The organism is Bacillus cereus group sp. Sample62 (assembly GCF_036851315.1).
In the GTDB taxonomy this organism is placed as follows: domain Bacteria; phylum Bacillota; class Bacilli; order Bacillales; family Bacillaceae_G; genus Bacillus_A; species Bacillus_A wiedmannii.
Genome location: NZ_JAFLPK010000001.1, coordinates 2,986,146 through 3,002,483, shown reverse-complemented (window position 1 = coordinate 3,002,483; position 16,338 = coordinate 2,986,146). Strand labels below are relative to the sequence as shown.

Below are 16,338 nucleotides of genomic sequence, written 5' to 3'. Positions count from 1 at the left end.
AAAGGTGGAAAACAACATGGAAAACAAAAAGACAATTTACTTTTTATGCACAGGAAATTCATGCCGAAGCCAAATGGCAGAAGCATGGGGGAAACAATATGTAGGAGATAAGTGGAATGTATATTCTGCAGGTATTGAAGCACACGGAGTAAATCCAAATGCTATTAAAGCGATGAAAGAAGTAAATATCGACATAACGAATCAAACATCGGATATAATTGATGCAAACATTTTAAATAACGCTGATTTAGTTGTTACGCTTTGTAGTCATGCAGATTCTGTTTGTCCTTCGACACCTCCGCACGTAAATCGTGTTCACTGGGGATTTGATGACCCAGCAGGAAAAGAGTGGTCTGAATTTCAACATGTGCGTGATGAAATTGGTGAACGTATAAAGCGATTTTCTGAAACTAGGGAGTAAATAAAGAAAAGAGTCAATCTTCTATTGTGTTGGAGATTGGCTCTTTTTTATTATTACTAAAATTCAACTGTCATTTATCCAACTTTTTATGTACTACGAAACTTCACAATAGAACGATATTACGACAGTAGAATGTGTAATAAACGCCCATTTAATCACGAAAATAACGAGTCCATTTACACTTTGCAGGTCATCTGATGAATAGGTTTATTTTTTGTGAAAAAAATGTTTATAAAAAGTCTTGTAATATTCTGAAAATTAAATTATTATTATCCATGTAAACTACTAAGTAATCGTTTACATGGATGAAGTAAGGGTTTAAACGAAACTGAAGTAAACGATTTCTTGAAAACTTAGAAAGAGTGATGAAATGGCTAAGTCTACAATTAAAGATGTTGCAATGGAAGCGAATGTGTCTACAGCTACAGTATCTCGGGTGTTAAATGCAAGTGGATTTGTAAGTGACGACATTAAAGATCGTGTTCATTTAGCTGTGAAAAAACTTAATTATCAACCAAATGCGATTGCTAGAAGTTTAAAGCAAGATAAAACATACACGATTGGTGTTGTGATTCCAGATATCACAAACCAGTATTACATGACAATTTCAAAGGCGATTGAAGATATTGTACAGCAAAAGGGCTATAACCTTATTTTTTGTAGCAGTCATGAAAATCCTAAAAAAGAGGATAAATTGTTGCAGCTACTAGTGGAACAACGGGTAGATGCGATTGTGTTGGCGACTGCTGGAGGTTGTGAAGAAAGAGTAAGAAGTATTCATCAAGCCGGTGTACCAATTGTTTTAGTTGACCGGACTGTTGAGATTGGAGGTCCAAAATTAGATTCGGTTATAGAAAGTAATTTTGAAAGTGCTTATACATTAACGAGCTATCTTTTAAAACAGGGGCATAAATCGATTGGTCTTGTGAATGGATTGTTAAACGTTAGTACAGGTAAAGAGCGCTATGAAGGATTTCAGAAAGCTTTGGAAGAGTTTGGGGTTCAGGAGGATGAAAACTATACGTTTAATAGCACTTTCACTAGAGAGGGTGGAATGAAAGCAGTTGATTATTTTCTTAATTTTACTGAGAAACCGTCAGCTATTCTATCTTTGAACAATGAAATGGCATTCGGTGTTCTTCTTGAATTAACGAGGAGAGGCTACTCTGTACCAGAGGATATTGTGATAGCTTCATTTGGTGATGTTGAAGCAGCACAATTATTACAAGCACCTGGGATTATATCGGTAGCTCACAAACCATATGAAATGGGAGAAAGGGTAGGTGATATTTTACTAAAGCGTTTAAACAATGAAGAAGGTCCTTTTAATGAAATATTTACACCGAAATTACTAATAGATGCACAGAATGTACGTAGTTAAAACGATTAGAAATGATGATTTTTATTGAAATAAAAATTGGAAGGGAGATAGAAATGCTAAAAGGAATACCGAAAATAATTAGTCCAGATTTAATGAAAATTCTTTTAGAAATGGGGCATGGGGATGAGATTGTTTTAGCGGATGGAAATTTCCCCGCTGCCTCTTGCGGAGCGAAGCTCATTCGATGTGAAGGACATGGGGTTCTTGAAGTTTTACATGCAATTTTACAGTTCTTTCCGCTCGATACGTATAGCAATCATTCCGTTTCATTAATGAAGGTTGTAAAAGGAGATCCTACCACGCCCTCTATTTGGGAAACGTATGATGCAGTGATTAAACAATATGATACTCATTTTGATAGCTTTGAGATGATTGACCGCTTTGCATTTTATGAGAGAGCAAAGAATGCTTATGCAATTGTTGCAACGAGTGAGAGTGCTCTCTATGCTAATATGATTCTAAAAAAGGGCGTGGTTACTGATTAACGCATTATTAAACTAATATATTGTTTCATTAAAAATTTAATAGGGGTAGTAGGTGATGGAATGAGTGAATTGCTACTGAAAATGGATGGAATTAGTAAAGCGTTCCCTGGTGTGCAAGCGCTTTCTGACGTGAAGTTTGAATTGGAAAAAGGCGAAGTTCATGCACTTTTGGGGGAGAATGGAGCTGGCAAATCCACATTAATGAAGATTTTAACAGGGATTTATCAAAGGGATACTGGAACGATTGCATACGAAGGAAAAGAAATAGAGGTACCAGATACAAAAGCAGCACAAAGACTTGGAATCAGCATTATTCATCAGGAACTTAATTTAGCTCCGCATTTAACTGTTGCCCAAAACATTTTTATTGGAAGAGAACCTAAAGGATTATTTAATCTTTTTTTAAATGAAAAAGAATTAAATAACAGGGCGAGAAAACTATTTGAAAGGTTAAACATAAATTTAGATCCAAGAGAATTGGTAGGTGATTTAACGGTTGCGAAACAACAAATGGTGGAAATTGCTAAGGCTCTTTCCTTTGATTCAAAAGTATTGATTATGGATGAGCCAACCGCAGCTTTAACTGATACTGAAATCGATTCATTGTTTGTTATGATTCGCAAATTACGGCAGGACGGTGTAGGAATTGTTTATATTTCTCACCGTATGGAAGAGCTAAAGAAAATTACGGACCGTGTATCGATTATGCGAGACGGTACATACGTAGGGACGATGAACACGAAAGATGCAACGATTGAACAAATTATTTCTATGATGGTTGGAAGAAAAATTGATAACAATCAAAAACCAGAAATGAAAGAGAAAGCGCGAGAAAAAGTGTTTGAAGTGAAAAATTTAAAGAGAGGGAACACGATAAAGGATGTAAGTTTTGAACTGTATAAAGGAGAAATCGTTGGTTTTGCTGGATTGATGGGAGCTGGAAGAACAGAAGTAGCCCGTGCCATATTTGGGGCAGATCCATTAGATTCAGGGGAGATTTTCATAAATGGAAAAAGGCTGAGTATAAAAAGCCCGAAGGATGCAGTACGACATGGAATTGGCTATTTGTCCGAAGATCGAAAACAGTTTGGGCTTCTAGTTGGGATGGATGTCAAAACAAATATTGCAATGGCATCCATGAAAGATTATATAAAACCTCTTGGCTTGATGCATGGTTCTAAAATTGATCAACAATCTGAGGAACTCATTAAAAGGTTAAAAATAAAAACGCCATCAGGTAATCAATTAGTGAAAAATCTTTCAGGAGGGAATCAACAAAAAGTAGTTATTGGCAAGTGGTTGACTAGAGATTCAGATATCTTAATCTTTGATGAGCCTACACGCGGAATTGATATCGGGGCAAAAGACGAAATTTATAAGTTACTACATGATTTAGCTGAGCAAGGAAAATCTATCATTATGATTTCCTCAGAACTTCCTGAAATATTAAGGATAAGTCACCGTGTAATTGTCATGTGTGAAGGAAAGATAACTGGAGAATTGAAAAATGATGAAAAAGCATCGCAAGAAGCGATTATGACTCTTGCAACAAAACGCATTATGTAATGGATAATAACGGATGATAAAGGAGTGAACAAGAATGGAAATACAAAAGGTAGTCGAACTTCCAGTTGAAGGGAAGATGGGGAAAGGAATTAATGCAAATGCTCTTCAGCAGCTTCTAGCATTTGCAAGTTTAATTGTACTTGTTTTCATTTTTTCAATTGCTTCAGCTAATTTTCTGCAATTTGATAATATTATAGGAATCTTTCTATCAACAGCTGTTACAGGCATCCTCGCTTTAGGGGCAACGATGATTATCGTTACAAGTGGAATTGATTTATCATGTGGAACTGTACTGACTTTGTCTTCGGTTATGACAGGTGTGTTTGCTGTCAACTTAGGCTTACCAGTTTGGGTAGCTGTTACCTTAGGCATTTTAATAGGTGCCGTAGTAGGTTTGATTTCTGGAGCTGCAATTGCAAAATTGAAGATTCCACCATTTATTGCAACGTTAGCGATGATGATGATCGCGAAAGGATTAGCACTTGTTATTTCGAAAGCTACTCCAATCTATTTTACTTCTATACCGAGTTTTAACAAAATTGCGATGGGTTCGATTATCCCTGGTTTTGCTATTCCGAATGCTGTTTTTATCTTTTTTGGAATGGCCATTTTCGCAAGCTTAATTTTAAATAAAACGATAATCGGAAGATATACATTTGCACTAGGAAGCAATGAAGAAGCAACTCGTCTTTCTGGAGTGAATGTGGATAAATGGAAAATAATCATCTATATGATTGCAGGTGTTTTTACTGGTGTTGCAGGGATTATCATGGCATCTCGTTTAAATTCTGCTCAGCCTGCTTTAGGAGCAGGATATGAATTAGAAGCAATCGCAGCAGTAGTTATCGGAGGAACTTCTTTAAGTGGTGGTAAAGGAACAATTCTTGGTACTGTAATTGGTGCATTGATTATGAGTGTGTTAACGAATGGTCTGCAAATCCTTTCAGTGCCTCAAGAATGGCAAACAGTAGTTGTGGGGGCTGTTATCTTATTAGCAGTTTACGCAGATGTGTTACGAAACAAAAAAGCAAAGAATTAACTGTGATACTGTTTTTTAATCAAACAATATATAGGGGGAATTTCAGATGAAAAAAGCAAAAAAAGGCATCGTTTTATCGTCAATTCTCGCAATCTCGATGTTTATGGGAGCGTGTTCTTCAAACAATGCAAGCACGGGAAGTAAGGATAGTAATGCTCCTGCAAAAGATGACGGCAAACGTTATGTTGCGATTATTTCAAAAGGTTTCCAGCATCAGTTTTGGCAGGCAGTTAAAAAAGGGGCTGAGCAAGCAGCAGATGAATATAAGGTCAATATTACATTTGTAGGTCCTGAGACGGAAGCACAGGTTGATAAACAAGTGGAAATGCTACGTAGCACACTTGATAAAAAACCTGATGCGATTGGTTTTGCGGCATTAGACTCTAAGGCTGCTCTTCCTTTATTAGAACAAGCAAAAAACAAAAAAATTCCGGTTGTTGCATTTGACTCAGGTGTTGAAGGAGATATACCTGTAGCAACAGCTGCAACAGATAATAAAGCGGCAGCAGCTCTTGCAGCTGAGAAAATGGCTGGATTAATTGGTGAAAAAGGGGAAGTAGCAGTAGTTGCTCACGACCAGACAAGTAAAACTGGTGTTGAACGCCGTGATGGGTTTGTAAATACAATCAAATCAAAGTATCCGAACATCAAAATTGTCGATATTCAATATGGTAGCGGTGATCAATTAAAATCGACTGACGCTGCTAAGGCAATTATGCAAGCGTACCCAAATATAAAAGGCATTTTCGGGACAAATGAAGGTTCTGCGATTGGTGTAGTAAATGCTGTTAAAGAATTGAACAAAAAGAGTGTCGTAGTAGTTGGCTTTGATTCTGGTAAACTACAAATTGATGCGATTAAGAGCGGGGTAATGGCAGGTGCGATTACACAAAATCCAATTGGAATTGGTTATGAAACTGTGAAAGCAGCTGTTGAAAACTTAGATGGGAAACAAGTATCAAAAACAATTGACACTGGTTTCTATTGGTACGATAAAAAGAACATCGATGATCCAAAAATTAAGGAAGTTCTATATCAATAAAATATAAAACGAAACTAGCAATACAAATAAGATAGAAACTGAGGTGTATAACATTGACCAATGTAATAAATGATTTGAAATTATATGCAAATAAGATTGTCCAAACTGGCCTTGTAGTAGGGGCAGGTGGAAATTTAAGTATGAGAGATGGGAATATCATGTATATCTCTCCTAGCGGTTTTGATTTGCAAGAGATAGAAGACGACGAGTGGGTACGTGTCGATATTGAAACTGGTGAGATATTAGATGATTTAAAACCATCTTCTGAAATATTAATGCATTTGGAATGTTTTCGTAAATGCCCTAATATAACAGCTGTTTTACATGCGCATCCGAGTTATTCCGTAGGTGTATCATGTACTGGCCATACGATTCCGAGTCTATTCCCAGATTTTCCGGCAATGATTCAAAGCGTGGCTTATCTTGACTATATGATACCGACTACAGAAGTATTGGCTAACGCAGTATCTGGCGTAATTGAAGAAAATGATGTAGTAGTAATGAGAAATCACGGCGTCCTGACGGTTGGTAAAACGATGAAAGAAGCATATTTTCTTATGCAAATTCTAGAAGAAGCGGCAAAGGTATATACGATTGCATCGACAATAGGAGTGCCAAGAGTGCTGACAGAGGATGAATGTCACGAATTAAGAAATCTATCTTCCGAGAAATATAGATTACAACTACTAAAAGATGCGGAGTAGTTACATGTTTCTAAAGGGTGTGAATGAATGGAAAAAGTTTGGGCTTTTGATTTAGGGGCATCCAATGGGCGTTTAATGGTTAGTGGATTTGATGGGAAACGCCTTTATCTTGAAGAGGTTCACAGGTTCTCCAACCGTCCGGTTTACGTAACAGGTCATTACTATTGGGATGTGTTAAGGATATTCCAGGAGATGAAAAATGGGATTGGTAAAAGTATTAGAAACGGACATAAGTCGATTGAAAGTTTGTCCATCGATACGTGGGGAGTTGATTTCGGACTACTCTCTGAAACAGGTGAATTGCTTAGCAATCCGTATTCTTATAGAGATCCGCATACAAATGACAGCCTAAAGGAAATCATGGAAGTCATTCCACGGGATGTCTTGTTCTCTCGAACTGGAGTCGCGCCAGCAGCAATTAATACGATTTGCCAGCTGTATACGATACAAAAGAATAACCTAGATTTAATGGAAAAGGCAAAAACTCTATTATTAACACCAAACTTATTGAGTTATTTATTTTCTGGTGAAAAGGCGAATGAATATACGATTAGTACAACGACATCGTTATTTCATATTCATGAGCGTAATTGGGATACTTCCCTTATGACGAAGCTGAACCTTCCGACAGAAATTATGGCAAATATTGTGATGCCAGGAACGACTCTTGGTCCGACGCTTTCTTCGATTCATAACGAATTTGGCATACAGCCTGTTAAGGTTATTGCTGGAACGGGACATGATACAGCCTGTGCTCTTGCTGCATTACCTATAAAGTCAGAAAATTCTGTGTTTATGAGTTGTGGTACGTGGATCTTAATGGGCGTTCAAGTAAAAGATCCAATCGTCAATGAACAGGCATTGGAATGGGGCTTTACAAATGAAGGAACAGCAGATGGTGAGTTCAGGTTACTCAAAAATATTATGGGATTATGGCTCATGCAAGAATGTAGAGCGGTTTGGGCAAAAGAAGGTACGATTTTTACTTACGAAGAAGAAGCAGAGTTGATTCGACATACAAAACCGTTTACACATTTCATAGATCCCGATGATTCTTCTTTCTTCAATCCTGAAAATATGCCGAAACAAATACGGGATTTCTGTATAAAGAGTGGTCAACAGCTGCCTGAAACGGAAGGGAGTTTCCTCCGTTGTATTTTGGAAAGTCTTTCACTCAAGTACAGGTGGGTTTTAGAAAAACTAGAAGCTTTAACTGGAAAATCAATAGAGGTTATCCATATGGGCGGCGGTGGCATTCAAAATGATTTGTTTTGTCAATTTACCGCAAATGCGACAAACCGCCCCGTTATAGCAGGACCGGTTGAAGCGAGTGCGATTGGAAATGCATTATCTCAATGGATTGCACTTGGGAAAATAAAAGATTTAAAGGAAGGTAGAGAAATTGTTGAAAGTTCGTTTCCTGTTAAACATTATCAACCTCAAAATCAATCAGAATGGCAGGAAGCATACGGCCGTTTTATCGAAATAATTGACCAAAATGTAATGAAAAAGGGGTTTTAAAATGAAAACTGTTCATAATAGATTTTACAATAAATTACCAAAAATAGGAATTAGACCAACTGTTGATGGGAGAAGAAATGGTGTACGTGAATCTCTGGAAGATATGACGATGAATCTAGCAAAATCGGTAGCAAACTTATTAACTGAAAATTTGCGTCACTATAATGGGGAAGCAGTAGAATGTGTCATTGCTGATACATGCATTGGCGGTGTGGCTGAATCGGCTAAAGCGGCTGAAAAATTTGCAGGAGAGGGAGTCGGTGTTTCTATTACTGTTACACCATGCTGGTGCTATGGTTCTGAAACAATGGATATGAATCCCGATATTCCAAAAGCAGTATGGGGGTTTAATGGAACAGAACGTCCAGGGGCAGTGTATCTTGCGGCTGTCCTAGCTGCCCACAATCAAAAGGGTATTCCTGCTTTCGGTATATACGGGAAAGATGTGCAAGATTTAAGTGATACATCTATTCCTGAAGATGTGCAGGAAAAGTTACTTCAATTTGCAAAGTCTGGTCTTGTTGTGGCTACTTTAAAAGGAAAATCGTATCTTTCGATGGGATCTGTCTCTATGGGGATTGCCGGTAGTTCAGTCCAACCTGAATTTTTCCAAGATTATTTAGGAATGAGAAATGAATACATCGACATGTCTGAATTTGTAAGAAGGATAGATGAAGAAATTTATGATAAGGAAGAATATGAAATGGCTTTAAATTGGGTGAAGGAATATTGTCCAGAAGGCCGAGATAATAATGCGGAAGAGATGCAACGATCAAGGGAGCAAAAGAATAAAGATTGGGAAACTAGCGTTAAAATGACGTTAATTGCAAGAGATCTTATGGTTGGAAATCCAAGACTAGAGGAACTTGGCTATGGTGAAGAAGCATTAGGACATAACGCCATTTCTGCAGGTTTCCAAGGTCAGCGCCAATGGACGGATCATTTCCCAAATGGCGATTTTATGGAAACAATTTTAAATTCGTCCTTTGATTGGAACGGAATTCGTCCTCCATACATTATGGCTACTGAAAATGATAGTTTAAATGGGGTTACGATGTTATTTGGCCATTTATTAACAAATACGGCTCAAGTTTTTGCGGATGTAAGAACGTATTGGAGTCCAGAGGCGGTAGAACGTGTGACAGGGCATAAACCTGAAGGATTGGCGGCAAATGGATTTATTCATATGATAAACTCCGGTTCTGCTGCGCTTGATGGTACAGGACAACAAACGAAAGATGGAAAGCCTGTTATAAAACCGTTTTGGGAAATTACGGAGGAAGAAGCTCAAAATTGTCTAGCAGCGACTTCATGGAGACCAGCTTCAACAGGATATTTCCGCGGAGGTGGATTCTCGAGTGATTTCTTAACAAAAGGAAATATGCCTGTAACAGCAGCCCGTCTTAACCTTGTTAAAGGATTAGGTCCTGTTTTACAAATTGCAGAAGGCTATACGGTTGAAATACCAGAAGAGGTTCACGACGTATTGGATGAGAGAACCGATCCAACTTGGCCAACAACTTGGTTTGTACCAAATTTAACAGGGGAAGGTGCCTTTAAAGATGTTTACACCGTAATGAATAATTGGGGTGCAAACCACTGCGTAATTAGCTATGGACATATTGGCAATGATTTAATTACTCTTGCTTCCATGCTCCGAATTCCTGTAAATATGCATAACGTCAAAGAAGAGAATATCTTCAGACCGAGTGCATGGGGCATGTTCGGAACGAAAGACCCAGAAGCAGCAGATTACCGTGCCTGCCAAAACTTTGGGCCATTATACCATTAAGTTAAAAATCCCCCTGATAATATGTCGGGGGGGGGTACTATAGAGCATATTTTTCCATATTGGAATGAAAGTGTACCAATTGTAGTGTTTAAAAGAGTCGCAAATAATATAAAACTCTTGAACATATGGATACACACTATTTTCGTATCCGAAATAATAGAACAATAAAAAAACGACGGGGGTTAAAAATATGGTTAATAGCTTATGGAACGAAACGAAGGGGTCACAATTGTCGCAAGGAGTAGACGAATTAGTGTATCGTTCAAATTTAATTGGAACGGATCGTGCAGTATGTAATTGGGGCGGCGGAAACACATCGATAAAGACATTTGAAAAAGATTTTCGTGGCCGCGATATAGAAGTAATGTGGGTTAAAGGAAGTGGATCTGATTTAGCGACTATGAAAGCACAAAACTTTACTGCTTTAAGAATGGAAGACATTCGTTTATTAATCGAGCGCGAAGAAATGCCAGACGAAGAAATGGTAGAGTACTTATCTCATTGTATGATTGACAATAAGCATCCGCGCGCATCTATCGAAACATTATTGCATGCTTTCTTGCCTTTTAAACATGTGGATCATACACATCCAGATGCCATTATTAGTCTTTGCTGCGCACATAATGGAAGACAAATTGCCGAGGAGATTTACGGTAACCGTTTCGTTTGGGTTCCGTATGTGCGCCCTGGATTTACGTTATCTAAAATGATTGCAGAAGGCGTGAAAAATAATCCAAATGCTGAACTAGTGTTAATGGAAAAACACGGCTTAGTCGTTTGGGGAGATACGGCGAAGGAAAGTTATGAAAAAACAATTGCTGCCATTAATGAGGCAGAACAATATATTCATGAGCGAGTGAATGAAAGTACTGTATTTGGAGGTCAAAAATACGAAGCACTCTCAGCAGAAGAGCGTAGAAGTATGCTTGCAAAAGTAATGCCGATTATTCGCGGGGCAGTGAGTGATGAAAAGAAAATGCTGTTATCTTATGACGATACAGATGCAGTCCTTCAATTTGTAAACAGTCACGATGCAGGAGAGCTTTCGCAAGTTGGAGCGGCTTGTCCTGATCATTTAGTTCATACGAAGCGTAGTCCTCTGTATATCGATTGGGATCCGCAAACAAAAAACGTGGACGGATTAATAGAGAACATAAAAGCTGGTGTGGAAAGCTTTAAAGAAGAGTATAAAGCTTACTTTGAACGTAATAAATACGAAGGAGACAAAATGTTTGAATCTGCACCTCGCGTTATTTTAATTCCTGGTATCGGTATGGTGAATACCGGTAAAAATGTGGCGATGTCAAAAGTAAGTGGTGCGCTGTATCATAGGGCAATTTCGGTAATGAAAGGCTCCACAACACTTGGACGTTTCGTTTCTCTGGGTGAAAATGAATCTTACAATGTGGAGTACTGGCCATTAGAGCTATATAAATTATCGTTAGCACCAGCGGAAGCGGAATTTTCTCGCAAAGTTGCCTTTATTACAGGTGGCGCTGGCGGAATCGGAAGTGAAACAGGACGCTGCCTCGTTTCAGAAGGTGCGCATGTCGTGCTTGCTGATTTGAACTTTGAAGGAGCAGAAAAAATTGCGACTGAAATTAACGAGAAGTATGGCGAAGGTCGTGCGCTCGCGGTGAAAATGGATGTAACAAAAGAAGAAGAAGTGAAGGAGGCATTTGAGCAGGCAGCTCTTGTTTACGGAGGCATTGATTGTATCGTAAACAATGCAGGACTTGCGACATCTAGTCCATTTGATGAGACAACACTTCAGGAATGGAATTTAAATATGAACGTGCTTGGAACGGGCTACTTTTTAGTGGCACGTGAAGCGTTCAAGCAAATGAAACAGCAAGGAATCGGTGGGAATATGGTATTTGTCGGATCGAAAAATTCTGTGTACGCAGGGAAAAACGCTTCGGCATATAGCTCTGTAAAAGCACTTGAAACGCATTTAGCGAGATGTATTGCAGCTGAAGGCGGTGAGTATGGTATTCGTGTAAATTCAGTTCTTCCAGATGCGGTTCTGCAAGGATCAGCCATTTGGGGTTCAAAATGGCGTGAAGAACGTGCCGCAGCATATGGTATCGAGCCTGATCAGTTAGAAGAGCATTACCGTAAACGCACAACATTATTAGTTAATATTTATTCGAAAGACATCGCTGAATCGATTGCATTCTTTGCCTCTTCAAAGGCAGATAAAACAACAGGATGTATGATTACAGTTGATGGTGGCGTAGCAGCGGCATTTACTAGATAATTATTTCGCTTGTGAAAAGGTATTTAAAAAGAAGTGTAATAGACAAATGTTTTTGTCTATTACACTTCCATATAAAAGAATAGCGAATTTCATGGAGAGAATAGAATAAGTCAATGTGTAGAAGGGGACATTTTACATTCGCTTTTCAAAAGGGGATGGAAATTTGAAATTTAAAAACGTATTAACAGGGGGATTGCTTTTTGGTACTTTATTATTCTCTTTAGGAAGCACTGGAGAGTTTAGTAAGGTAGAGGCAACATCACCTATTACGATTGAAAATCCAAAACCAGAGGGGAAGAAACTGTCGCTTTGGTACAATCAGCCGGCAAAAGATTGGGAAAAACAAGCATTGCCAATTGGTAATGGTTATATGGGCGGCATGATCTTTGGCGGCGTCCAGCAAGAACGTATTCAGTTTAATGAAAAAACACTTTGGACTGGCGGACCAAGCAGTACGAGTGAGTATACTTACGGAAATCGTGATGGGGCAGCGAGTCACTTAGGTAGCATTAGAGAAAAGTTAGAAAAAGGTGATAAATCAGGGGCAGAAAGGGAATCCTCACAATTTCTCACAGGCCTTCAAAAAGGGTTTGGTTCCTATCAAAATTTTGGAGACATATACTTAGATTTTAATATGCCAGATGCGTCTTCGTTTTCCAATTATCGCAGGGAATTAAATGTAAATGAGGGAATTGCTACGGTGTCCTATAACTATAAAGGTGTTCAATATAATAGGGAATATTTTGCAAGTTATCCTGATCGCGTTATGGTCATGCGTTTAACTGCAAGTGAATCTAAACAGCTTTCATTAGATGTTAGACCCACTAGCGCACAGGGAGGGCAAGTATCATCTACAGATAACAAAATTACCATCAAAGGACAAATAGCGAATAATGGAATGAAATATGAATCAGAATTCAAAGTACTGAATGAGGGCGGTACATTAACAGCAGAGAATGGAAAAATTAAAGTAGCAAATGCAGATAGCTTAACAATTATAATGACTGCGGCTACTGATTATGAAAATAAATACCCTACTTATAAAGGAGAAGATCCACATCAAAAGGTTGAAAAAATCATGGCCGCTATTTCTAACAAGAAATATGAGGTTTTAAAATATACGCATATTAAAGACTATCACTCTTTATATAATCGTGTTTCTTTAAATTTAGGAGGCGAAAACCCATCTGTTCCAACAAATGAACTACTAGCATCTTATAGTAAACAAAACAGTAAGTATTTAGAAGAACTATTCTTCCAATATGGAAGATATTTGCTCATTTCTTCTTCAAGACCTGGAACGCTTCCTGCAAATCTACAAGGTGTATGGAATAATTCAAACACACCACCGTGGGAAAGTGACTATCATTTCAATATTAACCTGCAAATGAATTATTGGCCTGCAGAAGTGGCGAATCTGTCTGAAACAGCTGTGCCATTAATGGATTATGTTGATTCATTAAGAGCACCAGGAAGGGTTTCGGCGGAAAAACATTTCGGTGTTACAGGCGGCGGGTGGACCGTTAATACGATGAATAATCCATTTGGATTTACTGCGCCTGGCTGGGGATTAGGCTGGGGATGGGCACCTAGTGCGAACGCCTTTATTGGTCAAAATCTTTGGGAGCATTACAAGTTTACGGATGATAAACAATACTTACAAGAAAAGATTTATCCGATACTGAAAGAAGCGGCAGAGTTTCATAGTAAGTTTTTAGTTGAAGATCAAAATAAGAAGTTGGTTGTTTCTCCGTGCTGGTCTCCAGAGCTTGGTGGCATTTCGAATGGCTGTGCCTTCGACCAACAGTTAGTGTATGAGTTGTTCTCGAATGTAATCGAAGCTAGTGATGTTTTGCAAATTGATAAGGTGTTCCGAGATGAATTGAAAGCTAAAAGGGATAAATTATTCCCACCAATTCAAATTGGTAGATATGGTCAAGTGCAAGAGTGGAAGGATGATATAGATGACCCTGGCGAAACGCATAGGCATATATCCCAGCTAGTTGCACTATATCCAGGAAGTATGATTAATCACAATACACCGGAATGGCTTGAGGCTGCTAAAGTTACTTTAAACCATCGTGGTGACGAGGGAACAGGTTGGAGTAAAGCGAATAAAATTAATTTATGGGCACGTTTGCTAGATGGTGATCATGCTTATAAAATTCTGCAAGGGCAACTTACTGGAAGTACGCTTAGTAACCTGTTCGATACGCATCCACCGTTTCAAATTGATGGAAACTTTGGTGCAACATCGGGAATTGCTGAAATGTTAATTCAAAGCCATACCGATTCCATTCAATTATTGCCTGCACTTCCGAAAGCTTGGAAGGACGGTTCTTATAAAGGACTAAGAGCACGCGGTGCATTTACGATTGATGCGAACTGGAAAAACAGCATGCCTACAGTCATTCAGGTGACTTCTGATCACGGAAACGATGTAAAGTTAAAAAGTCCAATGTTCAATACACCATTTACTGTAACAAGAGTCGGAACGAATACACCGGTGCCATTTACGAAAGATGGCGATACGGTTTCATTTAAAACGGAACAAGGTAAAAAGTATAAAATTGAGTCTATGCTTAATTTCGATTTAGAATCTACGAATAGTGTAATTGCAGGAAATACAGTTAAGGTAAAGGCACATGTATCAAACTTTGGTACATCGAAATCTTCTTCAGGAGAAGTCGTTGTAAAGGCTCCAGAGAGCTGGAATGTGAAACCAATTCAAGTAGCTTTTGAAGGCGTTGAACCAGGGCAATCGAAAACAATTGAGGCAGATGTACCTGTCCCAATTGATGTAGTTGCTAATAACTATTCCATTGAAGCGGAAGTAAATACAGATAGCGGAACGGTTCGTAAATCCAATCAAATAGAAGTAACGCCAGCAGTAAAGCTCATTTCGGCAAAGGTAGAACCAAATCCAATTAGCGCTGAAGGTGGTTCTACTACATTAAAAGTAAAGGTTCAAAATGAAATAAAGGAAAAAGTGACACCTGGCAAAATTGAACTGCAATTACCAGAAGGATGGAATGCACAGCCATCAACAAAGGACTTTCAATTACCAGCAGGAGGGGAAGAAACATACTCGTTTATTATCACTCCGCCAAATCAGTTTAAAGGAATGAAAGAAGTTGGTGTCTCCGTAAAATTGGGGAATTCGGTGGTGACTTCAACGAAAGTGCAAGTCGCTTCTGGCGGTATTTATCTTAGTGACATTCCGTGGGTAAAAGCAACGGCTGGATGGGCAACGGTCCAAAAAGATAAAAGCACCGATGGAAACCCACTTTCACTACTCGGAACGACAGGACCGATTACGTATAAAAAAGGGATCGGAACTCATTCGAAGTCAGAAGTTACCTATGATATATCAAATGCAACGTACAAACAATTTAATTCGTACGTAGGCATTGACCAGGAATCTGGTGGTAAAGGAGGTTCGGTCGTATTTAAGGTGCTACTTGATGGGGCCGAAGTATTTAATAGTGGCACAATGTACTATAATACGCCAGCCCAATTTGTTGATGTTAATCTTACTGGCAAGAAAGAATTAAAACTAGTCGTTGATGATGCAGGTAACGGAAATGGAAATGATCATGCGGACTGGGCGGATGCTTGGTTGAGTTTTAAATGATGCTGATTTAATAGTTGCTCTTTGTATTCATACGGATTATATGTGCCCAATTATACCCTCACATGTTCATTGGGGATTTGATGATTCGATAGGAAAAAGAGTAGTCTGAGTTTCAATGTATGAAACAATTTTTATAAATAAAGGAAAGAGTCAATCTTCTATTGCATAGGGGATTGGCTCTTTTTACTATACATAAGCATGACTGCATTGATTATGATGAATCTAATTGTGAGTGTTTGTTTTTCAGGGTTTGTATTTGAAAATATACACTGCATAGATATTGAAACAATAGAGGGGCACCAAGGGAGAAAATTAGCTCAAAAGATAGCTCATAGTTTTGTGAAAGATTGTTTGGAGAATGACATTACTCCATATTGGGACTGTATGGAATTGAACAAGTCTTCTGTCGCAGTTGTGGAAAATGTAGGGTTTACAAATGTTTTTAATTATGTAGGATATTATTTTCTATTTGATGAATAATTTGTTGATGCGA

11 protein-coding genes and 1 pseudogene are annotated in these 16,338 nt (G+C 38.4%); all 12 read left to right on the top strand.

Going from position 1 to position 16,338, the window contains the following annotated elements; all coding sequences use genetic code 11:
* Positions 1–16: 16 nt before the first annotated feature.
* The gene (gene arsC / locus J0835_RS15260) at positions 17–421 is read left to right on the top strand and encodes an arsenate reductase (thioredoxin) (protein WP_333728133.1); all 405 of its coding nucleotides are present in this window, start codon (positions 17–19) and stop codon (positions 419–421) included.
* A 370-nt stretch (positions 422–791) separates the two neighbouring features.
* Positions 792–1,802: a LacI family DNA-binding transcriptional regulator gene (locus J0835_RS15255; RefSeq protein ID WP_087981154.1), complete on the top strand. Its 1,011-nt coding sequence runs from the start codon at positions 792–794 to the stop codon at positions 1,800–1,802.
* Positions 1,803–1,855: 53 nt separating this feature from the next.
* A complete protein-coding gene (locus tag J0835_RS15250) occupies positions 1,856–2,287 on the top strand; it encodes an RbsD/FucU family protein (RefSeq protein WP_087981153.1) in 432 nt (143 codons plus the stop codon).
* 60 nt (positions 2,288–2,347) lie between these two features.
* Positions 2,348–3,853 (top strand): sugar ABC transporter ATP-binding protein, encoded by a 1,506-nt coding sequence (locus J0835_RS15245; RefSeq protein WP_087981152.1) that lies wholly within the window; start codon positions 2,348–2,350, stop codon positions 3,851–3,853.
* A gap of 34 nt (positions 3,854–3,887) precedes the next feature.
* A complete protein-coding gene (locus tag J0835_RS15240; protein WP_176373368.1) occupies positions 3,888–4,892 on the top strand; it encodes an ABC transporter permease in 1,005 nt (334 codons plus the stop codon).
* Positions 4,893–4,938: 46 nt separating this feature from the next.
* Positions 4,939–5,934 (top strand): ABC transporter substrate-binding protein, encoded by a 996-nt coding sequence (locus J0835_RS15235; RefSeq protein WP_087981151.1) that lies wholly within the window; start codon positions 4,939–4,941, stop codon positions 5,932–5,934.
* A gap of 53 nt (positions 5,935–5,987) precedes the next feature.
* A complete protein-coding gene (locus J0835_RS15230; protein WP_087981150.1) occupies positions 5,988–6,638 on the top strand; it encodes a class II aldolase/adducin family protein in 651 nt (216 codons plus the stop codon).
* 27 nt (positions 6,639–6,665) lie between these two features.
* Positions 6,666–8,159 carry a rhamnulokinase gene (locus J0835_RS15225; protein WP_087981149.1) on the top strand — a complete coding sequence of 498 codons (1,494 nt, stop codon included), beginning with the start codon at positions 6,666–6,668 and terminating at the stop codon, positions 8,157–8,159.
* 1 nt (position 8,160) lies between these two features.
* Positions 8,161–9,951 carry an L-fucose isomerase gene (locus tag J0835_RS15220; RefSeq protein WP_087981148.1) on the top strand — a complete coding sequence of 597 codons (1,791 nt, stop codon included), beginning with the start codon at positions 8,161–8,163 and terminating at the stop codon, positions 9,949–9,951.
* A gap of 190 nt (positions 9,952–10,141) precedes the next feature.
* Entirely contained in the window at positions 10,142–12,211 is a 2,070-nt protein-coding gene (locus tag J0835_RS15215) for a bifunctional aldolase/short-chain dehydrogenase (protein ID WP_087981147.1), read from the top strand.
* A gap of 163 nt (positions 12,212–12,374) precedes the next feature.
* Positions 12,375–15,845, top strand: coding sequence for a glycosyl hydrolase family 95 catalytic domain-containing protein (locus J0835_RS15210; protein WP_087981146.1), 3,471 nt, complete (start codon positions 12,375–12,377; stop codon positions 15,843–15,845).
* A gap of 219 nt (positions 15,846–16,064) precedes the next feature.
* Positions 16,065–16,325, top strand: a pseudogene (locus tag J0835_RS15205) (GNAT family N-acetyltransferase); the annotation flags it as partial.
* Positions 16,326–16,338: the final 13 nt, after the last annotated feature.